The organism is Actinoplanes sp. TBRC 11911 (assembly GCF_012933445.1).
Classification (GTDB): domain Bacteria; phylum Actinomycetota; class Actinomycetes; order Mycobacteriales; family Micromonosporaceae; genus Actinoplanes.
Genome location: NZ_JABBNC010000001.1, coordinates 285538 through 307152 on the forward strand (window position 1 = coordinate 285538; position 21615 = coordinate 307152).

General features: G+C 71.4%; 20 protein-coding genes. 13 read left to right on the top strand and 7 right to left on the bottom strand.

All coding sequences use genetic code 11. From position 1 onward, the window contains the following. Positions 1 to 655: 655 nt before the first annotated feature. Positions 656 to 1573, bottom strand: coding sequence for a patatin-like phospholipase family protein (locus HH310_RS01225; RefSeq protein WP_169173480.1), 918 nt, complete (start codon positions 1571 to 1573; stop codon positions 656 to 658). A gap of 54 nt (positions 1574 to 1627) precedes the next feature. Here HH310_RS01225 and HH310_RS01230 point away from each other — a divergent pair, with 54 nt between their 5' ends. Together HH310_RS01230 and HH310_RS01235 are read left to right on the top strand one after the other, a co-directional pair. Next, positions 1628 to 2368, top strand: coding sequence for a TetR/AcrR family transcriptional regulator (locus tag HH310_RS01230; protein ID WP_169173481.1), 741 nt, complete (start codon positions 1628 to 1630; stop codon positions 2366 to 2368). After that, positions 2368 to 3195, top strand: coding sequence for an alpha/beta fold hydrolase (locus tag HH310_RS01235; RefSeq protein ID WP_211191604.1), 828 nt, complete (start codon positions 2368 to 2370; stop codon positions 3193 to 3195). Before HH310_RS01230 ends, HH310_RS01235 begins: the two co-directional genes overlap by 1 nt. A 6-nt stretch (positions 3196 to 3201) precedes the next feature. Here HH310_RS01235 and HH310_RS43455 read toward each other — a convergent pair whose 3' ends face one another. Together HH310_RS43455 and HH310_RS01245 are read right to left on the bottom strand one after the other, a co-directional pair. Beyond that, entirely contained in the window at positions 3202 to 4026 is an 825-nt protein-coding gene (locus tag HH310_RS43455) for a LuxR C-terminal-related transcriptional regulator (RefSeq protein WP_169173482.1), read from the bottom strand. An 86-nt stretch (positions 4027 to 4112) separates the two neighbouring features. Next, positions 4113 to 5243, bottom strand: coding sequence for an acyl-CoA dehydrogenase family protein (locus tag HH310_RS01245; protein ID WP_312033786.1), 1131 nt, complete (start codon positions 5241 to 5243; stop codon positions 4113 to 4115). Between the two features lie 89 nt (positions 5244 to 5332). Between HH310_RS01245 and HH310_RS01250 the strand changes: the two genes are divergently transcribed. Beyond that, a complete protein-coding gene (locus tag HH310_RS01250; protein ID WP_169173484.1) occupies positions 5333 to 6949 on the top strand; it encodes a RecQ family ATP-dependent DNA helicase in 1617 nt (538 codons plus the stop codon). A gap of 18 nt (positions 6950 to 6967) precedes the next feature. On the opposite strand, the gene HH310_RS01255 is transcribed toward HH310_RS01250, so the two are convergent. After that, positions 6968 to 9178 carry a glycoside hydrolase family 3 C-terminal domain-containing protein gene (locus HH310_RS01255; protein WP_312033740.1) on the bottom strand — a complete coding sequence of 737 codons (2211 nt, stop codon included), beginning with the start codon at positions 9176 to 9178 and terminating at the stop codon, positions 6968 to 6970. Positions 9179 to 9349: 171 nt separating this feature from the next. Here HH310_RS01255 and HH310_RS01260 point away from each other — a divergent pair, with 171 nt between their 5' ends. The 3 genes from HH310_RS01260 (at position 9350) to HH310_RS01270 (ending at position 11511) form a co-directional block, all read left to right on the top strand. Beyond that, the gene (locus tag HH310_RS01260; RefSeq protein WP_169173485.1) at positions 9350 to 10099 is read left to right on the top strand and encodes a hypothetical protein; all 750 of its coding nucleotides are present in this window, start codon (positions 9350 to 9352) and stop codon (positions 10097 to 10099) included. Between the two features lie 206 nt (positions 10100 to 10305). Then, the gene (locus HH310_RS01265; protein ID WP_169173486.1) at positions 10306 to 10599 is read left to right on the top strand and encodes a thiamine-binding protein; all 294 of its coding nucleotides are present in this window, start codon (positions 10306 to 10308) and stop codon (positions 10597 to 10599) included. Between the two features lie 99 nt (positions 10600 to 10698). Further along, positions 10699 to 11511, top strand: coding sequence for a helix-turn-helix transcriptional regulator (locus HH310_RS01270; protein WP_169173487.1), 813 nt, complete (start codon positions 10699 to 10701; stop codon positions 11509 to 11511). Here HH310_RS01270 and HH310_RS01275 read toward each other — a convergent pair. Both HH310_RS01275 and HH310_RS01280 read right to left on the bottom strand, forming a co-directional pair. Then, a complete protein-coding gene (locus HH310_RS01275; RefSeq protein WP_248293551.1) occupies positions 11496 to 12956 on the bottom strand; it encodes a cytosine permease in 1461 nt (486 codons plus the stop codon). The genes HH310_RS01270 and HH310_RS01275 overlap by 16 nt on opposite strands. Before the next feature lie 68 nt (positions 12957 to 13024). Continuing rightward, positions 13025 to 13966, bottom strand: coding sequence for an NAD(P)-dependent alcohol dehydrogenase (locus HH310_RS01280; protein ID WP_169173488.1), 942 nt, complete (start codon positions 13964 to 13966; stop codon positions 13025 to 13027). Between the two features lie 54 nt (positions 13967 to 14020). Between HH310_RS01280 and HH310_RS01285 the strand changes: the two genes are divergently transcribed. The 7 genes from HH310_RS01285 to HH310_RS01315 all read left to right on the top strand — a co-directional run bounded on the left by HH310_RS01285 (position 14021) and on the right by HH310_RS01315 (position 21169). After that, complete coding sequence (locus tag HH310_RS01285; protein WP_169173489.1) at positions 14021 to 14326, top strand: SAM-dependent methyltransferase; 306 nt, start codon at positions 14021 to 14023, stop codon at positions 14324 to 14326. A 41-nt stretch (positions 14327 to 14367) separates the two neighbouring features. Further along, positions 14368 to 14898 carry an endonuclease V gene (locus HH310_RS01290; protein ID WP_211191606.1) on the top strand — a complete coding sequence of 177 codons (531 nt, stop codon included), beginning with the start codon at positions 14368 to 14370 and terminating at the stop codon, positions 14896 to 14898. Between the two features lie 55 nt (positions 14899 to 14953). Next, positions 14954 to 16282 carry an SWIM zinc finger family protein gene (locus HH310_RS01295; RefSeq protein ID WP_169173490.1) on the top strand — a complete coding sequence of 443 codons (1329 nt, stop codon included), beginning with the start codon at positions 14954 to 14956 and terminating at the stop codon, positions 16280 to 16282. Then, the gene (locus tag HH310_RS01300) at positions 16279 to 19113 is read left to right on the top strand and encodes a DUF6493 family protein (RefSeq protein WP_169173491.1); all 2835 of its coding nucleotides are present in this window, start codon (positions 16279 to 16281) and stop codon (positions 19111 to 19113) included. The genes HH310_RS01295 and HH310_RS01300 overlap by 4 nt, the downstream gene beginning before the upstream one ends. A 178-nt stretch (positions 19114 to 19291) precedes the next feature. Further along, positions 19292 to 19774, top strand: a complete 483-nt coding sequence (locus HH310_RS01305) for a hypothetical protein (RefSeq protein WP_211191607.1) — start codon at positions 19292 to 19294, stop codon at positions 19772 to 19774. Positions 19775 to 19820: 46 nt separating this feature from the next. Next, entirely contained in the window at positions 19821 to 20192 is a 372-nt protein-coding gene (locus tag HH310_RS01310; protein ID WP_169173492.1) for a VOC family protein, read from the top strand. A gap of 8 nt (positions 20193 to 20200) precedes the next feature. Further along, positions 20201 to 21169 (top strand): helix-turn-helix domain-containing protein, encoded by a 969-nt coding sequence (locus HH310_RS01315; protein ID WP_169173493.1) that lies wholly within the window; start codon positions 20201 to 20203, stop codon positions 21167 to 21169. Between the two features lie 66 nt (positions 21170 to 21235). Here HH310_RS01315 and HH310_RS01320 read toward each other — a convergent pair whose 3' ends face one another. Then, positions 21236 to 21487: a hypothetical protein gene (locus HH310_RS01320; protein ID WP_169173494.1), complete on the bottom strand. Its 252-nt coding sequence runs from the start codon at positions 21485 to 21487 to the stop codon at positions 21236 to 21238. Between the last annotated feature and the right edge of the window lie 128 nt (positions 21488 to 21615).

Consider the following 21615-nt stretch of genomic DNA (forward strand, 5'->3'; position numbering starts at 1 on the left):
CAGGTCGACGCGCGCCTCGTCCATCAATCCCACTATGCGGCGGGCCCAACCACATTCTGGACTTTCTTGAGACCTTGGAGAGTTACGCCCACATGCCGACCATAAGTCTCCAAGGTCTACAAATCGTCAGGGAAAGCGCCTGAACAAAAGGCGCAGAGCTGGAGAAAATTTCCCTCTACTGTGGACTCTGGTCCCACACTGCGGACCGGGTGGCCACGATGTGGCTGCCAGTCCCGCAGAACGAACACGGGTCCCACATTGTGAGTTTCGCAGGGCGGCGGACGCCGATCGATCATGCGGGTTGTCCGTCGCCGCGTGGCAATGCACGTTCGGTCTGCCGTGGTGCTAGGCAGGCTGCCGATCGCTACCCCCGGCGCCGGGCCGCAGTCACGGTCGTCGGGCTGCAGTAACAGTCCACGGGCTGTAGCCACCGCCCACGGGCTGCAGCCACGGCCGCCGCACTGCACGCCCCATCGCACTGCAGTCACCGCCACCGCACTGCAATCACGGCTGCCGCACTGCGACACCGACCGCGAGCTTCGGGGACCTTCCAGGCTGTCATCGGCAGCGCCGACACAGCCACCGGCGGAAGCGCGCCGCCGCGACGGGGGCGAAAGCAAGTCGATCAGCGATGGGGCTCTGGCGCGAAAGATGTTCAGAGGTGGAGCTCGTCGAAGGCTGCCTTGCGGCCGGTGTGGACGGCGGCGCGCAGGACGTCTGGGCGGCGCTCGGTGCGGCCGACGCGGACGCTGCCGAGCGGCGGGCGGATCTGCAGTGTGGCCGGGTGGGCGGCCAGCAAGCGCTCCTCCTCGGCTCTGATCGCGACGCGGCGCAGCCACGGGTCGAGCGCGCCGGGGGCCCGCCGGGTGAACCAGCGCGATAAGACCAGACGTTCGCCTCGGGAGGGTGGGGTGACGGTTTCGTCGGTACGCTTCGTGCGCAGCGCGACGATGTGCGTGGCGTGCTGGGACAGGGCCGTTCGGACCGGGACGGCCTCGCTCACGCCGGCGTCGACGAAACGGCGCTGGTCGATCTCGACGGGGTCGCCGGTGAGCAGCGGCATCGCGGTCGAGGCGCGGAGCGCGGCCTGCAGGCTGGCCCGGTCGCGGAGCCGGTCGTGCAGGTCGGTCGCGGCGCCGGTCTGGGCGTCGGTGGCGATCGGGTGGAACTCGACGGAATTGTCCAGGATCTCCTGGAAGCCCATCGGCACGATCTCGGTGTAGAGCGTGTGCACCACCCATCGCGTGTCCACGACCGGGCGCCGGCGCAGCGCCCGCCTCGGATCCATGGTGGCTCGCATGATTATCGGGTCCCACCAGGCGTGCATGGTGCTGGCGGCTCGCCCGCAGAGCAGCCACGCCCCGTTGAGCGCGCCCGCCGAGCTGCCGTAGACGGCGTCGAACAGCGGCAGCAGCCCGAGGTCCTCGATCGCGGTGGTCATCCCGCTGGAGATGGCGCCGCGCGAGCTCCCGCCCTCGATCAGCAGGACCACGCGGGCACTGTCGCGGCGGTGTCCGGGAGTGCTTCGGTGCTGCTTGCGCTCGCGCAGCAGCTGCAGGACGGCGTCTGTCACCCCTCCTTTATACCGTTCCGTAACAGTGTTCCGTAACGGTGGTACGGTAGCCTCATGCCGCGGCTGAAGCAGCGCACCGACACGCTCCGCGAACGCGGTCTCGCCAGCGCCCTGGCCGTGCTCGCCGAGGAGGGGGTGGCGGGGCTGACCACGCGCACGGTCGCCCGCCGCGCCGAGGCCTCGGTCCCGGCGATCTACGAGGTGTTCGGCGACAAGGCCGGCCTCATCCGCGAGCTCTTCTTCCACGGCTTCCGCGTCCTGGGCGACGACCTCGACGCCGCGGCGACAACCGCAGGCGCGCGCGAGGCCGCGACAACCGCAACGCCGAGCAGGGCGGCAAACCCGGAAACACACATCGCGGCCGCGACCAGCCCAGACGCGCGCGACGCCGCGACAACCCTGGCGCCGAGCACGGCGGCGGGCGACGAGACCCACGACGCGGCGGCCGATCCGCTTGCCGCCCTGCGCCGCACCGCCCAGGCGTTTCGCGGGTTTGTCGTCGGCAATCCCGTACTGGCTCAGGTCATGTTCTCGCGGCCGTTCGCTGATTTCGACCCGACGCCCGAGGACCACAAGGCCGGGATCAAGGTGCGCAAAATCTTCGTGCAGCGCGTGCGGGACGCTGTCGACGCGGGGCAGCTCGACGGTGACCCGACCGACATCGCGCACGTGCTCTTCGAGTTCGTTCAAGGGATGGCCGCCGCGGAGAGCGCGCAACGCCTCGGCGCCTCCCCGCAATCGGTCGATCGTCGCTGGCGTCTCGGGCTGGACGCCCTCCTCAAGGGGCTGAGCTGATGCACGTCGAACTCGCGCAAGGGACCATCACCTACCGCGTCGCCGGCCCGGACGACAGCGCGCTGCCGCCGGTCGTGTTCGTGCACGGCCTCCTCGTCGACAACCAGCTCTGGACCGGCGTCGCCGGCGTGCTCGCCGAGCGTGGCATCCGCAGCTACGCGCCCACCTGGCCGCTCGGCTCGCACCGCGTCGCGATGAGACCCGGCGCCGACCTCAGCCCGCGCGGCCAGGCCGCGATCATCAGCGAGTTTCTCGCCGCCCTCGACCTCGACGACGTCACGCTGGTCGGCAACGACACCGGCGGGGCGTTGTGCCAGTTCACGATCGACCGTGACGATCGCCGGATCGGGCGGCTGGTCCTCACCAACTGTGATGCCTTCGAGGTGTTCCCGCCGCGTGCGTTCGCCGGGCTGGTCCGAATCGGCAGTCACGCGGCGCTGATCAAACCGCTGGCCGCAGCCTTGTGGCCGACGGCGATCCGGCACAGCCGGCGCGGCTTCGGTGGGCTGTTCGTCCGGCCGCCGGACCCGGCGATCACGCGCGGCTGGATCGAGCCCGCCCTTCGCGACGCGGCGATCCGGCGCGACGCCGCCAAGCTGATGAGCGCGATGCGCCCGGACGAACTGCTCGACGTCGCCGGCCGCCTGACGAACTTCACCAAGCCCGTACGCCTCGTCTGGGGCGACGCCGACCCGTACTTCCCGATCGGTTTCGCCCAGCGGCTCGCCGCGGCGTTCCCGGACGCGACGCTCACGCCCGTGCCCGGCGGCCGCACGTTCGTCTCGATGGACTTTCCCCATCAGGTGGCCGACGTAATCACGGCCTGAAACGGGTCAGAGCAAGCCGTGCAACCGAGCCTGCTGCGCCGCCGCCGCGCGGGTGTGCGCCTCGAGCCGGCGCATCGCGGAGCGCAGATACGCCTTCACCGTCTCCAGGCTCAGGCCGAGCTTGGCCGCGATCTCCGGGTTGCTCGCGCCCAGTTCCACCAACCGCAACGCCTCGGTCTCGCGCGGCGTCAGCACCGGTTTCGACCGTCCGACGCGGGCCGCGGAGGCGATCAGGTCCTGCCGGATGCGGATCAGCCGTTCGCGCATCTCCGGATCGCTGGTGTCGCGGATCACGGCGGCGAGCTCGGCGACCGCGCTGCGCGCCCCGGACGGCGATTCGAGCGGGCTCGGCCCGAGTTTGGCCTCGACGTCGCGGCGCAGCTGGTTGGCCGTGGCGATCGCGGTCTGCAGCGTCCGGTCGCCGATCGGCCGGCGGTCGCGGACCGCGCCGTACACGACGCCCTGGACCTGGCCCCACACCAGCACGGGAATGGCGAACACCGACGTGAGCCCCTCGGTCAGCACCGCCCGGTCGTACTCGTGGGTGATCGCCACCGTGGTGGCGTAGTCGTTCACCCGCTGCGGCGTGCGGTGACGCAGAACACTGCCGCCGAGCCCTTTTCCGGGCTGCACGACGAGTCCGCGCATCGAGTCGCCGACCGTGCCGATCAGGTAGTCGAGGCGGAGCTGCTCGTCGTCGAGCCCCTCGTGGGTGGCGCCGCCGAACACGACCGGCAGGCCGGTTGCGGTCCGCAGCCGCGCCAAACGCTGGGGCAGCAGTTCGTCCATCGTCTTACGAGCCGCGAGGCCGCCGTCCATCAACCCTCCCACCGATGTGATCTTGGGCATTGCGCCCGGACCAGCCTTGATCACACTTCACAGGGAACAACGGCCGAAGGGGGGCCGGGTTCGCGGGGTCAGAGGCCGAGTTCGCGCGCGACCAGCATACGTTGCACCTCGCTGGTGCCCTCGCCGATCTCGAGGATCTTGGCGTCGCGGTAGAAACGGGCGACCGGGGTCTCGTTGATGAAGCCGCTGCCGCCGAAGATCTGGGTCGCGTCGCGCGCGTTGTCCATGGCCGCGTTCGCGGAGACCAGTTTGGCGATGGCGGCCTCCCGCTTGAACGGTTCGCCGCGCAGCATCCGGGCGGCGGCCGCGTAATAGGCCAGTCGCGCGGTGTGCGTCCGCGCCTCCATGTCGGCGATCTTGAACTGGATGGCCTGGTACTTGCCGATCGGCCGGCCGAACGCGGCTCGCTCGTGCGAGTAGCGCACGCTTTCGTCGACGCAACCCTGGGCGAGGCCGACCGCCAGCGCCGCGAACGCGATCCGCCCCTCGTCGAGCACGGACAGCGCCTGCGCGTGGCCGTTGCCGAGCTTGCCGAGCAGGTTCGCGGCGGGGACGCGTACGGCGTCGAACTGCAGGTCTCGGGTGTCCGTCGCGGCCCAGCCCACCTTGGAGTAACGCCGCGCCGCGCGCAGACCCGGCGTGCCGGCCGGCACGAGAATCATCGAGAGCGAGCCGTCGGTCACCGCGGTCACCACGATCACGCCGGTGACGTCGGTTGCGCCATTCGTCACGTACGCCTTGACCCCGTTGAGCACCCACTCGTCGCCCTCGAGGACGGCCGTGGTGCGCGCCGCTCCCACGTCGGAACCCGCGCCCGGCTCGGTCATGCCGAACGCGCCGATCATCTCGCCGGTCGCCAACCGGGGCAGCCACCGGCTTTTCTGCTCCTCGGTGCCGAACCGGTAGATCGGCATCGCGCCGAGCGAGACCCCGGCGTCCAGGGTGACCGCGACCGACGAGTCGACGCGGGCCAGTTCCTCGACGGCGAGGCACAGCGCGAAATAGTCGCCGCCGGTGCCGCCGTAGCGTTCGGCGAAGGGCAGCCCGAACCATCCCATCCGGCCCAGCTTCGCGACCACCTCGTACGGGAAAGCCTCTCGCTGGTAGAAATCGCCGATAACCGGCGCGACTTCGTCGCGAGCGAACGCCGCCACGGACTTGCGCAGCGCCTCGTGCTCCTCGCCGAGCCGGTAGTCGATCATCGGCACGACACTTTCGCAGGTCGCGGGGCCCGGTCAAGGTCGCGACGCCTCCGTCACAAATTTGAACCCGAGTACCATTCGGCGCGATGAATCAGTTGGATCAGATCGCCGCCGACGTGCTCGGCATCACCCTGCGACCGGCCCAGCGCCGGGCGCTCGAGGCACTCACCGCACACGGTGACACCCTGGCCGTCCTGCCCACCGGCAGCGGCAAGACCGCGATCTACCAGGTCGGCGGGCTCGCTCTGGGCGGGCTGACCGTGGTGGTGTCGCCGCTCATCGCCCTGCAGCACGACCAGCTCCGGGCGATGACCGCACGCGGCTCGGTGCGCGCCGCGATGCTCAACTCGTCGCAGCACCACGCCGATCGCGCGGCGGTGCTCGACGACCTGGCCGGCGGCCGCGTCGACTTCGTGATGCTCGGGCCGGAGCAGCTGGCCAACGCCGAGACGACCGCCGCGATCGTCGGCAGCCCGCGCCCGATCACGCTGGTCGCGGTCGACGAGGCGCATCTGGTCAGCGAGTGGGGGCACGACTTCCGGCCGGAATACCTGCGGCTCGCCGATGTGGTCGAGGCCGTCGGGCGCCCGCCGGTGCTGGCCCTGACCGCGACCGCGGCCCCGCCGGTGCAGGCCGACATCACCCGGCAGCTGCGGATGCGTGACGCCCAGGTCATCGTCTCCGACTTCGACCGGCCGAACATCGCGCTGTCGGTGCGCCGGGCGCGGCACGACCTGCCCGAGGACCAGGCGATCGACGACCGTACCGTCGAGGTGGTGCTGGCACACGATGGTCCGGCACTGGTCTACGCGCTCAGTCACGCCCGCTGCGAGAGCGTGGCCGAGCGGTTGCGCCTCGACGCGTACAAGGCCGAGGCCTATCACGCCGGGCTCTCCGCCGCGCGCCGCAACGAGATCCAGGACGCCTTCTTCGCGGGCGAGCTCGACGTGGTCGTCGCGACCAGCGCGTTCGGGATGGGTATCGACAAGCCGGACGTCCGCACGGTGGTGCACGCCGGCGTGCCCAGCAGCCTGGACGAGTATTACCAGGAGATCGGGCGGGCCGGCCGGGACGGCAAACCGGCGACCGCGGTGCTGGTCTACGACCCGCGGAGCATCCGGATTCCGCGGCTGCTGGCGGCGCGGTCGAAGATGGGTGACGCCGCGGTGCATTCGGTCGTCGACGCGATCGAGGCGGCCAGCGGGCGGGTCACCGTGAAGGAGCTGGCCGAGGCGAGCGGGGTGAGCCGGGCGTCGGTCGAACGTGTCGTGGACGAGCTGCTCGAACTTGGTCTGGTGCGGCCGGACGGCAACAACGCCGTGCTGGCGGCCCCGATGGGTGACGCGTTCCGGCAGGTCACCGCGGCCGGCAACCGGCGGCAGGCGATCCTGAAGTCACGGATCGAGGCGGCCCGCGGTTACGCGGAGACCGTGCACTGCCGGCGGGCCGACCTCCTCGGATACTTCGGCGAGCAGTACGAGCCGCCCTGCAACTCGTGCGACAACGACGACCACCCGGCGGCGGCGCCGACCTTCACGGACCGGCCGGCCACCTCGGGTCAGCGGGTGCGGCACAAGCTGTGGGGGCCGGGCACGCTGCTCAGCCAGGACGACCACGAGCTGGTGATCGCGTTCGACTCGGTGGGCTACCGCCACCTGACCGCGGCGTCGCTGACGAACGGGCTGCTCACCCCGGAGGTGTGAGCAGCCCGCCCCATCGGATCAGGAGACCGTGAACGATCCGCTCAGCGGCAGGTCGCGGGAGCTGGCACCGGCCTGTACGCCGTAGGTGCCCGGCGCGACGTCCCAGGCGTGCGTGGCGGTGTTGTAGAAGCCGAGCGGGTGGTCCGGCGACGCCGCGTCGATGGTGAGCCGGACCCGGGTGCTCTGACCGGGCTTGAGGCTCACCTTGGCGTAGCCGACGAGCCGCTTGCCCGGTTCACCGGTGGCCGCCGGCAGCGTGAGATACAGCTGCGGGGTGGCGGTTCCGGCGCGGCTTCCGGTGTTGCGCACGTCGAAGCTCACCGAGACGGTGCCCTTCACCGGCGGCGCGACCCGGACGTTCTGGTAGCCGAAGCTGGTGTAGGACAGGCCGTAGCCGAACGGGTAGAGCGGTTCGATGCCCTGCGCGTCGTACCACTTGTAGCCCACCTTGAGGCCCTCGGTGTATTTCACCTGACGGATCTCGCTGGTGCCGGCCGGCCGGGTGGTCGAGCCGTCGGAGAAGGTTCCGGGGTATTGCGCCGGCGTGTTGGTGGGAATGTCGGCGAGTGACTTCGGGAACGTCATCGGGAGGCGGCCGGAGAAGTCGGTGTCGCCGTAGAGCAGCCGGGCCAGCGCGGTGCCCTGCTGGTCGCCGGGGTACCAGGCTTCCACGACGCTCTTGACGTTCGCCAGCCACGGCATCGTCGTGGCCGTGCCGGTCTCCAGGACCACCACGGTGTTCGGGTTGGCGGCGGCGACCGCGGCGATCAGGGCGTCCCCGTTGCCGTCCAGGGCCAGGGTGGTGCGGTCGGCGAACTCGCCCTGCTTGGCGTATCCGAAGACCACCGCGACGTCGGCCGAGGCGGCGGTCGCCGCGGCGGCGGCCGGGTCGGCGCCGTTGTTGTAGGTGACCGTCGTACCGGCCGTGGCGGCGCGGGCGGTGATGGCGTCCAGCGGTGCGACCGGGTTGGGGCAGGCGGCCGAGTTGTCCCGGCCCTCGGCGCAGATGGTGCCGGCGCTGACCCCGTTGGTCGGGGTGTTCGAAGCGGTCTGGCCGATCACCGCGACCGTCTTCGACTTGCCGGACAGCGGGAGCGTCGCGCCGTCGTTCTTCAGCAGCACCGAGCCCTGCTCGGCGACGCTCTGCGCGACGGCCTTGTTCTGCGGGGTTGAAGCCGAGGTCGACGGGGTGGCCGGCAGCGGGTGGTCGAAGAGCCCGGCGGCGATGTAGGCGCGCACGACCCGGAACGCGGCGCCGTCGATCTGTGCCGCCGAGACCTGCCCGGCGTCCAAGGCGGCCGCGATGGTGGCCGGCGTGTAGAAGCGCGGCCGGTTGAGCTCCTGGTCGAGGCCGTTGGTCAGCGACGGTCCGGTCGAGTGCACGGCCCCGAAATCGGAGGTCACGTAGCCGTCGAAGCCGGTGTCGCCCTTGAGCAGGTTGTTCAGGATCGGGTTCTCACAGGCGTACGCGCCGTTGATCTGGTTATAGGAACACATGATGCCGCCGGGCGCGCCCTTGGCCACCGCGATCGCGAACGGCTGGTTGTACACCTCGCGCAGGGTGCGCCCGTCGATGACCGAGGAGCTGGTCTGCCGGTCGAGCTCCTGCTCGTTCGCGACGTAGTGCTTGACCACGGCCATCACCGGGGCGTTCTTGTTGCCGAGTTGCAGCCCGTTGATCCCGGCCGCGGCCAGGTTGCCGCTGAGCAGCGAATCCTCGCCGAGGTACTCCGGGGTGCGACCGGCCAGCGGCGTACGGGAACTGGAGATGCCCGGCGCGAGAATGACGTTCTTGCCGGAGCGGAAGGCCTCATCGGCCTGCGTTTTGCCTTTCGTGTACGCGAGTTTGTCGTCCCAGGAAGCGGCAAGCGCGAGCTGAGCCGGGAAGACGGTCACGCCGGCCGAGCCGCGCACGTAGTCCGGGCCGTCGGTGTAGACGACCGTCGGCGTGCACGGGACCTGGACCGGATAGGTGACGCCGCTGAACGAGGTCTGGGCGGGCGAGTTCGCGGCCTGCTCGTCGAGCCAGCGCAGCTTCTGGTCCAGGGTGGCGTGCTGCAGGAGGAGCTTGGCTCGCTGGTCGGCGGTCTTGTGGGCGTCCATCCAGGGGCAGCCGGCCGGGTACTTACCGGCGGCCTCGACGGCTTCGACGGGAGTGCCGGACCCGGCCACGAGCAATGCCGTGACGACGACGCCTAACGTCGTTCTGCTACGGGTGAAACGATTCACTTGTGGACCTCCTGGGCAGAGGTTGGTATTGGTGGGCTCGCCCGATCATCCATCCGCGCCGATGTCGCGCCCTAGTCCGATGTGTACCTGCAGTAGTACGAAGTTGACATGGCGCCTTGAAACGTTCAATCGGGATACACCCGGTCGCGGTCGTCCACTTAGAGTGGTGGCATGTTGACCGATGGCGACCGCGCCCGGCTGGCCCCGTACCTCGCCAAGATGCGGAGTGCGCGCGCCGCGCTGGCGGCGGCCGTGCGGACGGCGGCGGAGACCCAGACGCGGGTGACCGAGATCAAACGAAGCAGCACGCTGTGGGAGCGGTGGTTCAACCGGGACAGCGCGACCGGCGCCGCCTTTCGCGAGGCCCGGGAGATCGCCGCCGAGGCCAGGGTGGCGGTCAAGGCCCGGGAGGACGACGTCCGCGACCTCGACCGCCGCTTCGACAACCTGCTCGAGTCGCTGATGCCGCGCATCGATCCGCGTTACGAGGCCCGCGCCCGCCTCATCGAGAGCTGTGCCCACGCGGCGCGCGAGTGTCAGGCCATGCGGCACCCGATCGGCCTGCTGGCCAGCACGGCGCGGGCCGCCGCCCAGAACGGCGACGACGCCGAGGCTGCCCGCTACCGGTATCCGGACCGTCTCGTCGAGGCACGCAAGGCGGTCCGGGCCGTGCAGCTGGCCCTGGAGGCCGTCGCACCCCGTCCACAATGGAATGATGCGGTGCTCGACCGGCTGCCGAAAACGGTCGGTGATGTCACGGCGATCCGGCGGTTGAACGGCGAGTTGCCGAAAGTGACTCAGCTGCCGGGCCGGCTCGACCGGCTGCGGGCCGAGCTGACCAAGAGGCAACGCGACACCGAGCATGCGCAGCTCAGCGCGCGGTACAAGGCCCGGGACCGGCTGGTCAACAGGCCGGATTGAGGACGGCTTTCACCGGTTTCGTCCGTGCACGCGCGGCTCGTTTCCGCGATGCCGGATCCGGATACCGTTCACGGTTTCCATTCTGACCGCGCGGTTTTCGGACGTCGCGCTCATTCCCGCTACCGATGGCAAACGCCGGAAAGTCGCATGGGGCCTTCGCCACATAGGGGTGCCGGCCTCTTCTCTCGTGCCGGAAAATGAGCGCCGTGTTGATCGCATTCTCAGTAACGCCGCTCGGCGCGGTCGAGTCGGTTTCGGAAATCGTGTCCGAGGCTATCCGCGTGGTGCGGACGTCCGGGCTGCCCAATCGGACGGACCCCATGTCCACCACCATCGAAGGTGAGTGGGACGAGGTCATGGCCGTCATCAAACGAGCCGTCGACGTGGTGGCGGCCAAGGCGCCGCGGGTGAGCCTGTCACTCAAGGCCGATATCGCCCCCGGCGAGACCGGCGTCTTGCAGGCGCGGATCGAACACATCGCGGGACTGCCGGAAGGGTGAGCCTCGTCTCCGGCCGGAACGCGGCGGACAGCGCGTCGTAACATCCGCCGTGAAGCGAATTCTCGACCGGCTCGCGGCCCACGGGCGTACGGGGAAAGCATGAAAAGCAATGCCGCGCTCGGGGAGTTTCTGCGGTTGCGGCGGCAGCGGACGACACCCGGCGAGGCGGGCATCGTCAGCACGCGGCGGCGGGTCGTGAGCGGGCTGCGACGCGACGAACTGGCCCGGCTCGCCGGCATGAGCGTGGATTACTACACGCGATTGGAACAGGGCAGGCATCCGACTCCATCGTCCAATGTGCTCGATGCGATCGCCCGCGCGCTGCGGCTGCCCGAGGCCGACCGGCGATATCTGCACCGCCTGGCCACTCCGGCACCCCGCCCCACGTCAAACCCTTCTGTCGTACGCCCGGAGACCCGGCACCTGATGCGGGCGCTGGACCCGTCGCCGGCCCTGCTGCTGAGCTTCGGCTTCGACGTGGTCGCCACCAATCGGGGCGCCCGCCTGCTCTACACGGATTTCGCCGCGTTGCCGCCGCGGGAGCGCAATCTGATCCGCTGGATGCTCACCGACCCCGCGGCCCGCCCGTTGCACGGCGACGACTGGGCGCGCATCACCGCCGACCTGATCGGGGTGATGCGCCTGTTCGGAAGCGAGCGGCCGGACGTGCGCCGGCTGGCCGCGGAGATGGCGGCCGTCAGCGACCTTTTCCGCCGGGTGTGGGCGGAGCAGGCGGTGTCGCTGGCCGACCGGGGCCACAAGCGGCTCCACCATCCGTGGGCCGGAACCGTCGAGTTCGGCGTGACCTATCTGCACGTCCGCGACCCGGGCGAGCACGTGCTGATGGTGCTCACCCCGGAACCGGAGTCGGAACACGAACGCGCCTGGCGTGCCGCCTACCGGGATTCCTGACGCCGGACCGCTCGGGCGCTGCCGATCAGCGTGCCGACCAGGCCGATCACCAGGGCCACCAGGATGCCCAGGCCGGCGAAGGCCCAGTCACCCTCCCGGCCGCCCAGCCCGAGCGGGCCGAGCAGATAGCCCTGCCAGCTCAGCCAGCCGGCGTACGTGTTGGTGACCAGGCCCCAGCCGATCGCCGTGCCCGCGACGACCAGGGTCAACGGCAGCGCCCGCACGTTTCCGTAACGTCCGCGCGGGTCGAACAGCTCGGCCTCGGCGTAGTCCTTGCGGCGCATCGCCACGTCGGCCACCATCACCCCGCACCAGGCCGCGATCGGGACGCCGAGCGTGATGAGGAAGCCCTGGAACGCGCCGATGAAGCTGCTGCCGAAGAACACCACGTACATCGTGCCGGCGATCATCAGGACGCCGTCGACACCGGCGGCCAGATACCGCGGGATGCGCACGCCGGCGGTGAGCAGGGCCAAGCCGGACGAGTAGATGTCCAGCACCGCGCCGCCGATCAGGCCGAGCACCGCGGCGATCGCGAACGGGATCAGGAACCAGGTCGGCAGCAGCGTGGTCAGCGCGCCGATCGGGTCGGCGCCGATCGCCTCGGACAGGCTCGGCGAGGAACCGGCCAGCAGCAGCCCGAAGATGAGCAGAACGACCGGCCCGAGCGCGGCGCCGAACGTGGTCCAGCCGAAAACGCCACGACCCGACGCCGTACGGGGTAAGTAGCGGGAGTAGTCGGCGGCCGCGTTGACCCAGCCCAGCCCGAACCCGGTCATCAGGAACACCAGCGCGCCGATCGCCTGCTGGGTGGAGCCGCTGGGCAGCGACGAGACGGCCGGCCAGTGGATGTGCCCGGCCGCGAGCACCATGTAGACCACCGTGAGCACCGCGGTGACCAGGGTGATCACCGTTTGCAGGCGCATCACCACGGCGAACCCGGCGACACCGGCCGCGACCGTGATGGCCGAGACGACGATGAGCGCGACCACCTTCGTCCCGGTGCCGCCGCCCCAGCCCAGGCGGGTGAACACGGTCGCGGTGGCCAGCGTGGCCAGGATGACCAGCACCGTCTCCCACCCGACGGTCAGCAGCCAGGACAGCGCCGCGGTGAGCCGGTTGCCGTTGACGCCGAAGGCGGCCCGGGACAACACCATCGTCGGCGCGGAGCCGCGCTTGCCGGCCAGTGCGATCACGCCGCAGAGCGCGAACGAGACGACGATGCCCACCACGCCGGCGACCACCGCCTGCCAGAACGAGACCCCGAAGCCCAGCGTGAACGCGCCGTAGCTGACGCCGAGAACCGAGATGTTCGAGGCGAACCAGGGCCAGAACAACGCGCGGGGCTTACCGGAGCGTTCGCTCTCGGCGATGACCTCGATGCCGTTCAGCTCGATACCGGTCCGGGCCACCGCGGCCGGCGTCATCTCGTCGGTACGGGCCATCGTTCACCGCCCTCGTGCGCGCCCTCTCGGTAGGGCATCCACGCCCATCCTGCCGCACCGGCGGTCGATCACGCCACGGTCACCACGACCTTGCCGAGGGCGCGTCCCTCCCCCACATGAGCCAGCGCCGCGGGCACCTCGTCGAGGCCGAAGAAACGATCGATGTGGATGCGCACCTCGCCCGCCACGCAGAGGTCGGCGACCGGCGCGAAGTGGGCCGGACCCGGCCGGACGACGAGCACCCCGATCCGACGCCCGGTGGCCCAGCCGGTCGTCAGCACCCGCAGCAGCGTCGGCACCGACCCGCCGGCGCAGCGGTAGCGGCCGCCCGGGGCGAGGGCCCGCCGGTAGGCGAACACCGAGCGGGACGCGACCAGGTCGAGGATGCGATCGTACGGGCCGGTGCGGGTGAAATCCGTGGTGCGATAGTCGAGGACGTCGTCCGCGCCGGCCGACCGCATGAAGTCGAGCTTGCCGGCGTTGTCGACGCCGGTGACGTGGGCGCCGAGCCGCTTGGCGAGCTGGATCGCGAACGCGCCGGACCCGCCGCCGGCGCCGTTGATCAGGACCCGTTGACCGGGGCCGGAGCCGGCGATCCCCTGCCACGCGATCGCCCCCGCCTGCGGGATCGTCGAGGCCTCCGCGAACGTCAGCGCCGCGGGCTTGCGGGCCAGCGCCGTTTCCGGGGCGACCGCGTACTCGGCGAAGCCGCCCTTGAGCGTGAGGTTGTCCCCGTACACCTCGTCGCCGGGCCGGAACCGGGTGACGCCGGGACCGACCGCGTCGACGCGGCCGGCGATGTCCGAGCCGAGGATCCGGCGGGCCGGGCGGCGCGGCCCCCCGATGCGCGAATACGCGGGCCTGCCGCGCAGGGTCTCCCAGTCGCTCAGGTTGATCGAGGTCGCCGCGATTTTGACAAGCACCTGCCGGGCCGCGGGCGACGGCTTCGCAACGTCCTCGATCCGCAGCACGGCGGGCGGGCCGTAACGGTCGTACACCACCGCTCTCACATCGAACACGGTAACGACTCGACTCGACCGAGGTCGATCCCTAAGACCCTGGAGATGCGCGAGCTGGATCTGCACACCGATCGTCCGCACCCGGCGCGGGTGTACGACTACCTGCTCGGCGGCAAGGACAACTTCGCGGCCGACCGGGAGGCCGCCCACCAGGGCATCCGGGCCAACCCGGACAGCCGGATCCCGCCGCGGGAAAATCGGCTGTTCCTGCGCCGCGCGGTCCGTTTCCTGGCCGAGCCGGGCTTACAGGTGGTCCCCGCGTGGCGGCCCGACCTCGGCGAGCACGCCGCCGAGCCGCAGCCCTCGGACGCACAGGTGTCGGTCTACGGCGCGGCGGCCCGAAAGCCCTGACCAAGGGAGAACGGCGCGGCGGTACCCGGCATGATCCTTGCATGACGCCGATCCAGCGCCGATCGATCGCGCCCGCCCGGTACGCCGCGGTCGATGTGTACTACCCGCCGGCCGGCGGGGCGCGGGCGGCACTCGTGGCGGCCGACGAACCGCGGTTCGCGGTCCTGGTCGAGGAACGCGTCGGCTGGCTGCCGGACGTGGCCGAGTACCGGCCGGGTGAGTTCTTCGAACGGGAGCTGCCCGCGGTGCGCGCCGTCCTCGCCGACGCCGGGCCGATGGCACTGGTGATCATCGACGGCTACGTCGATCTGGACCCGGACGGCCGGGCCGGGCTCGGCGCCCACCTGTATCAAGAGATCGACGTCCCGGTCATCGGCGTCGCCAAGACGGCGTTCCGGTCGGCCAGCCACGCGATCGCCGTGCACCGGGGCGCGGCCACCCGACCGCTGTTCGTCACGTCCGCCGGTCTGCCCGCCGAGCACGCCGCCCGGATGGTCGCCGAGATGGCCGGCCCGTACCGGCTGCCGGACGCCCTGCGACGGGTCGACGCCCTCAGCCGCGAGCCGCGGTAGCGCCATCGTCGTCCTGGACGCGTTTTTGTCGTACCTCCGCTCTAGGTTGTGGCGCATGGCAACCGCGGCGTACACCTATCTCGGTCCCTCCATCATGGATCAAGCGCTCACCCTGCAGACCTCCGGTGGCCCGGCCGCCAACCCGCGGTTCTTCGCGGGATTCCTCACCATGCCCGCCGCCACCTCGGCGGGTCTGCTCGCCGTCGCCGAGGTCGCCCGTACGCGATATTTCCAGCCGACCGGCCGCTCCAGCCTTGATCCGGTGGTCACCGCGGGCGCCGACCGGCTGCGCTTCGAGTCGTTCTCCGGTTGCTGCGGCGTCTACGCCCGGCTCGACGTCCTGCCCGCCGGTCTGGACGGCGCGATCGCGGCGCACGGCACCACCAACGTCGACGTCAACGCACCGTTGCAGCGGGCGCTCACCCGCGTCGGCCGCGCCGATCCCCTCCGGCTTTCGGTCGGCCCCGACGACGTCACGGTGTCCACATTCGACGGCGCGATCGTCGAACGAAAAGTTCCGCTGCCGTCGCGCTGGCTGCGCGGCTTCGCCGAGGCGCAGGTCATCACCGCCGGGTTCGATCCCCGCGCCGAGCTCGGCGTCCCGCAGGCGCGAGCCCTGCTCACCCGCCTGCCTCCCGGCGACCGGTCGGTGCTCTGGGCGGTTCCGTCCGGCAACGGGTTACGCATCACCTCCCGGCCGGTGGCCGGTGCGATCTGCCTGCCGGGCGCGGGCCGTCTGGTCGCGCTCAAACCCTTCCTGCGGTACGCCGTCGGCATGCGTATCTACGGGCCGGCCGTGCGCGCGGGCAGCTCGCCGATGGCCAGCACCTGGGAGCTGATCACCCCGGAACTGCGGCTGTCGCTCACCCTCTCCCCCGAGCCGTCGCGCGGATTCTCCGGTGAGGGCGCCGCGCTCGAGTCGCTCGCCGCCGACGAGGCAACCGACGACGCCGACCTGATCAGCGCCCTGCTGTCCTGGGATCCGACGATCGACGTGGACGCGCTCGCGCGCGAGTCCGGTCTCGGCGCGGCCCGGGTCCGCGACGCGCTCGCGCAGCTCGGCACGGCCGGGCGGGTCGGCTACGACGTCGCCGAGGCCGGCTACTTCCACCGCGCGCTGCCGTACGCGGCCGACGCCGTGACCCGGCTGAACCCACGGCTGGCCGGCGCGCACGCCCTGGTGGACGCGGGGGCGGTCACCCTCGGCGGCGAGGTGTCGACGGTGCTCAGCGGCGACCAGACCTATCGCGTGCGCGCGGCCGGCGACGTCCTGAGCTGCACCTGCCCGTGGTGGGCGAAATACCGGGGCGATCGAGGGCCGTGCAAACACGCTCTCGCCGTCCGCATGATCCGCGCCGCGGCCGCCGTCGAGGTGCCGGCATGAGCATCGAGTGGGCGGTGCTCGACGGGCACGTGCGCAGCGGCGAGTACGCCGAGGTGGCTGGTCTGTTCGTCGCGGCCACCGAGGCGGAACGGCTGTCCTTCGGCAACGAGCTGGAGAAACGGATCAAAGCCCTCCCGGCCGAGGCCTGGTGGCAGGCCAAGGCGCACCCGGCCGTCGGCTACGCGGTCGCGGCCATCGGCTGCATGCCGTCCGCCAGCCGCGCGGCCGCGCTGCTCGGTCGCCGCAACATGCGCGACCGGTGGGCGGCGGTGCCGGAGGAGCAGATCCTGCTCCTCGCCCGCGCCCGCTCCCTGTCCTGGCTCGGTGACCTCGGCCTTCGGCTGGCCGACAACCTCACCGTCCGCAATGTCATGGCGACGGAATGGCGGTTCTGCGACACCCTGCTCCGTGCCGGCGGTGTCACCCCGCCGGTCACCGACGGCGTGGCGCTCAGCTGGCTCGCCGCCCTGCACACGCCGGACCGCCACGACGGCCGGTGGGTTCCGCTCGCCGACCGCCTTCGCAACGACCCGTATCTCGACCTGCTGCTTCCCGCCGTCTTCGCGTGCGACGGGAGCGGCGCCCTCATGGGTCTCCGGGAGTACGACGAGTCGGCCCGCCGGTGGGCCGATGTCCCGGCGTTTCCCGGGGCCGTCGTGTCACTGATCGCCGAGGGCCGGCTGGACCGCGCCACCTACGTCGACGCCACGGTGGACCGGCTCGTCCGCGGCGACCGGCCCGCCTGGCTCCGCCCGTTCGCCCTGCTGCACGAGCAGCTCGCTCCCACGGCCGACGAGATCGCCGCGCACACCGCGGACTACGTCAGCCTGCTGCCCGACGCTCACTCGCCGGTGGCCGCGATCGCCCAGCGTGCGCTGAGCACCCTCGACGCGGCCGGCCGCCTCGACATCGACACCCTGCTCGCGGTCAGCCCGCCGGTCCTGCTCCGCAAGGAGAAGACCCTGGTCAAGGCACAGCTCAAAATCCTGGAGGCGGTCGCCCGGCGGGAACCGGACCGGATCGGCGACATTCTCGAGACGGTCGCCGCCGCCTTCGACCACCCGTCGCTCGACCTGCAGGAGCGCGCGCTGACCCTGATCGCCCGGCATTCGACGCGGATCGACCCCGCGGTGGCCGCCCGGCTGGCGGACGCGGCCGCGGGCCTCGGCGGTGACCTGCCCGCCCGCGCGGCGGAGTTGTTCGGCCGGTCGGCGGTCGCCGCGACCGGGTTCGCGCAACCGCCACCGTTGGCGCCGGCGGGGCTGCCGTCGCTGCCGCTGCCCTTGCCGCCGGCCGAGATGCCCGCGCCTATCGCCACGCCCGCCGAACTGGCGGAGGACATCGTCGTCCTGCGCCAGGACCAGAACGGCGTCCAATGGGAGCGCGTCCTTGCCGGCCTTGTCAGCCTGCACCGTTCCGGTGCTGATCTCGCAACCGTCCTCGGGCCGATCATGGCGCCGCGATCCTGGGCCGTCGAGGAGCATCTCTCGCGAACCGACGATCCCTGGGCCGTCTTCGTCGGCCTGACGCTGCCCGCGCTGGTCGGCGCCGCCCTGCCGGACCTCCTCTGGCAGCGCGCCGTCACCGCCGTCCAGGAATCCCAGTGGATCAGCCCTCGGACGCGCCCCACCGCACCCGAAAGGTCATCGCTCAACCTCCTGACTTTGCGGCTGGCCGAGGCAACCGTCCAAATCGGCAGCGCCCCGATGCCCGAGCTGGTCGCCACCCCGACTCACGTCAACGGCAGCCTCGACGCCGCGGTGCTGCTGCAGCGCCTGCGGCGAGCCGAGGCCGAGGGGTGGGAGCCTTGGCCGATCGACTTCCAGCAGGCATTGCTGCGCCTGCCGCGGGAGACGCCCTCGGACGCCGTCACGCGCGGCGCCGAGGCGCTGACCTCGCCGAGCGGCCGGCAGTTCGCCGAGTGGCTGCGCGCCGGCGGCATGCCCGACCCGGTGAGCACGCGCGTGGAGCAGCGCGAGCGGACACATCAGGTGGCCGGTTGGGAGGGCTGGCGGTTCGGGCTCAAGCGTCGCGTGCTGGTCGATCTGGAACCGGCCCGCTTCGATGGCGACCTGGCGATCGAACTTCCGCTGGTCACCCTCGGCCACCCCGCATGGCCAACGCTTCCCACTTTCCCCGTTGAGCCCGCTGACGTTCTGGCCATGGCGTTGCCGCACCACCGTGAGGCGGTGGCCGCGTGGGGCTTGACCCGGGTCGCCGAAATGGCCGATCTGGAAGACCCGGGCGCGGGTGGCTGCTCCCTGCTGCCGTTGCTCGCGGACATCGCCGGCCCGTTCGGCCCGGCGATGTCGCTGGCCATGGCGTACGGCTTGGCGGCGGGCTCCGCCAGCGACCGCGTCGCGGCCGTGGACGCCTTCCTAACGCTGGCGGCCACCGACACGCACGCCGCGGCAGTGGCCGGCCTCTCGCCGGGCCCGGCGACCGCGACCGCCGGCACGGGGGCACCCGACGGCGCCGGCGCGCGAGTTCCGTTCGGTACCTTGGTCGGGGCCGATCTGGCCGACCTGTGCGCCGGCGGCACCATCAAGCTGACCCGGGCCGTGAGTTCTCTGACGGACGCCAACGCGGCCGGCGCCTCCGCAACCGTGTGGGCGGTGGCGGCCGCCGCGCTCCCCGCGCTGTTCGAGCCGTCCCCCCGCGGTCTCCCCGACCTGCTCGAGCTCACCACCCGGGCCGCCGTGGCCTGCGGCGCGCCAGGCAGCGACGCGGCAAAGGTGTTGCTGGGCCCGCTCGGCGAGGTCGCCGTCCGTCCGGGAAGCAGCCGGCTGGTCACGGAGGCGAGGCGTTTGAGGACGGTCCTCGAGGCATAGCGAGCGCGGGCCCTGCAGCTGGCGGGCGCCACGGAGGCACCGTCCGCCAGCTGCAGGTCATCGGGTCATCACCGGATCACCACAGCTTGAGCTGGTTCGGACTGTCGGCCCACCGGGTCAGCGGTGCGGGCATGGTGCCCGCCCCCGTACGGCGGACGACGACCAGGCCCGTGCCGACATGCGCTCGGCGACGGCGGCCGGCGATCGCGCGCTGTCCGAGCGGGTCAGCGTCGAGTACACCACCTCGCTGGCGGAACGGGCCGTCCCGGAATGGCGGGCGACCCTGGACGCCCTGCAGGAACTTCCGGAGACCGGCGCCGAGGTGCCGATCGGGTATGGCGGCGGCATCTCGATGGGCACCGCCATCGGCATTCCGCTGACCGCGGTCGAGCCCCGGATCACGGCCGCCGTCTTCGGTGGTGGCTTCTTCGTGTACGACGCGTTGCTCGCGGCCGCCCGTCTGATCACCGTCCCGGTCCAGTTCCTGCTGCCATGGGATGACGAGTACGTGGACCGGCAGTCCTCGCCGGCGTTGTTCGACGCGTTCGGCTCGGCGGAGAAGACGTTGCACGCCAACCCGGGCGACCACCGCCGCATCCGCTGGGTCGGGGTCGACGACGGCTTCCTGCCCCGGCATCTCACCGGCTTGCGTATGGCGTAGCGCGCGGGGCCGCGGCTTCGGCCGGCAGCCCCTACGCTGATCGGTCATGGCGTCTTTCCTGCGCAACGTTTCGTTCGACTGCGCCGACCCGTACGCGTTGGCGCAGTTCTGGAGCGAGGTCGTCGGTCACCCGGTGCACCCGGAATCCGCACCGGGTGACGACGAGGTCATCATCGAGCCGCCGGACGGGCCGCGCCTGTACTTCCAGGCCGTCCCGGAACGCAAGACCGTGAAGAACCGTGTCCATGTCTGCCTGCAGCCGGACGATCGGAACCGCGACGCGGAGGTCGATCGCCTGCTGAAACTGGGGGCGCGGATCGCGGGCGACCACCGCACCCCGGACGGCGCCGGCTGGGTGGTGCTGCTGGACCCGGCCGGAAACGAGTTCTGCATGACCCGCTCGGCCGCCGAGCGCTGACCCGGCACATGTTGCACGAGTCGGTGTTCCGTAGCGACGAGCTGGCGCCCGCGGACCGGTTCGACGCCTGGCGTCAACGGATGAACAGCACGCACGCGCCGATGCGGCTGGAAAGCGAACACGCCGCGGACTTTCACGCCCACCAGCGGCTGATCGGCCTGGGCGCGGTGTCGATGTGGCCGGCCCGCTTCGAGCAGCTGGTCTTCCTGCGGACGCCGGGGCTGATCCGGCAGTCCGACCCGGAGGTCTACCACCTTTCGCTGCTGCGTCACGGCGGCGCCCGGGTGTCCTGGGGCACCGAGGGAAACGCGTATCAGGCGGGCGACTTCCACCTCAACGACTCGTCCCGCCCGTACGAGATATGGACCCGGCACGGCTCGATCTCGTCGGTGGGGGTGGAGATCCCCAAGGCCCTGCTGCCGTTGCCGCGGCGCACCGTCGATCGGGCCGTCGGGCGGCACCTGTCCGACCGGGACGGCCCGGGGGTGCTGTTGTCGCAGTTCCTGATCCGGCTCGCCGGTGACACCAGCCCCTACCGCCCGTCCGACGGCCCGCGCCTGGGCGCGGTGCTGGTCGACCTGGTCGCGGCGATGCTGGCACACGCCGTCGACGCGGTGGACGCGCAGCTACCGGAGACCCGGACACGCGTGCTCACGCTGCAGATCAAAGACTTCATCCGGGGGAACCTGCACGATCCGGAGCTGTCGCCGTCCGGGATCGCCGCCCGGCACCACATCTCGCGCGGCTATCTGCATCGCCTGTTCCGCGGCGAGGGCGAGACGGTGGCCGGCTTCATCCGCCGGGAGCGGCTCGAAGGCACGCACCGGGATCTCGCCGACCCGGCCTACGCGGGTATGCCGATCCACGTGGTGGCCGCCCGCTGGGGGTTCCCGCACGCGGCCGAGTTCACGCGGGCGTTCCGGTCCGCGTATGGCATGCCACCCTCGGAGCACCGCCGGGCCGCGGCGCACCGGTAACGCGTGACGCACCCCGGCCCTTTCTCCCCCGGGCCGGGGTGCGCGCCCCCATTCAGGCGTTCGCGGTCACGGAATCCAGTTGGCCGGAGCCGCGACCGAGGTGTTCGGCAGCCAGTTGTCCGGCGCGCTCGGCAGCCAGTTGTCGGGCGCGCTCGGCAGCCAGTTGTCGGGCGCGCTGGGGAGCCAGTTGGCCGGTGCCGCGACGGGCGTGGTGGGCATCCAGTTGGCCGGTGTCGCGGCCGAGGCCGGGACGGCGAACGCGGCCACCGCCGCCGCGCCGGCCGCGGCCCCGATGATCAGTGCACGGATCTTCATCATTCCTCCAAGGGCAGACAAAGTGCGGTCCATCGCCCCCCGTTTACCGGGCGAAGAACCACCTACCAAGCTGCCCGAGCGAGGCCGCCATGTCCTTAGCGGACAGTGCCCACCCGTGTTGGTGCCGAGTG

Bases quoted from the DNA above. Each gene is read 5' to 3' on its own strand.
- HH310_RS01230 (WP_169173481.1), top strand. From the start codon at position 1,628: ATGCCGCGGCTGAAGCAGCGCACCGACACGCTCCGCGAACGCGGTCTC.
- HH310_RS01235 (WP_211191604.1), top strand. From the start codon at position 2,368: ATGCACGTCGAACTCGCGCAAGGGACCATCACCTACCGCGTCGCCGGC.
- HH310_RS01250 (WP_169173484.1), top strand. From the start codon at position 5,333: ATGAATCAGTTGGATCAGATCGCCGCCGACGTGCTCGGCATCACCCTG.
- HH310_RS01260 (WP_169173485.1), top strand. From the start codon at position 9,350: ATGTTGACCGATGGCGACCGCGCCCGGCTGGCCCCGTACCTCGCCAAG.
- HH310_RS01270 (WP_169173487.1), top strand. From the start codon at position 10,699: ATGAAAAGCAATGCCGCGCTCGGGGAGTTTCTGCGGTTGCGGCGGCAG.
- HH310_RS01275 (WP_248293551.1), bottom strand. From the start codon at position 12,956: ATGGCCCGTACCGACGAGATGACGCCGGCCGCGGTGGCCCGGACCGGT.
- HH310_RS01285 (WP_169173489.1), top strand. From the start codon at position 14,021: ATGCGCGAGCTGGATCTGCACACCGATCGTCCGCACCCGGCGCGGGTG.
- HH310_RS01290 (WP_211191606.1), top strand. From the start codon at position 14,368: ATGACGCCGATCCAGCGCCGATCGATCGCGCCCGCCCGGTACGCCGCG.
- HH310_RS01295 (WP_169173490.1), top strand. From the start codon at position 14,954: ATGGCAACCGCGGCGTACACCTATCTCGGTCCCTCCATCATGGATCAA.
- HH310_RS01300 (WP_169173491.1), top strand. From the start codon at position 16,279: ATGAGCATCGAGTGGGCGGTGCTCGACGGGCACGTGCGCAGCGGCGAG.
- HH310_RS01305 (WP_211191607.1), top strand. From the start codon at position 19,292: ATGCGCTCGGCGACGGCGGCCGGCGATCGCGCGCTGTCCGAGCGGGTC.
- HH310_RS01310 (WP_169173492.1), top strand. From the start codon at position 19,821: ATGGCGTCTTTCCTGCGCAACGTTTCGTTCGACTGCGCCGACCCGTAC.
- HH310_RS01315 (WP_169173493.1), top strand. From the start codon at position 20,201: ATGTTGCACGAGTCGGTGTTCCGTAGCGACGAGCTGGCGCCCGCGGAC.
- HH310_RS01320 (WP_169173494.1), bottom strand. From the start codon at position 21,487: ATGATGAAGATCCGTGCACTGATCATCGGGGCCGCGGCCGGCGCGGCG.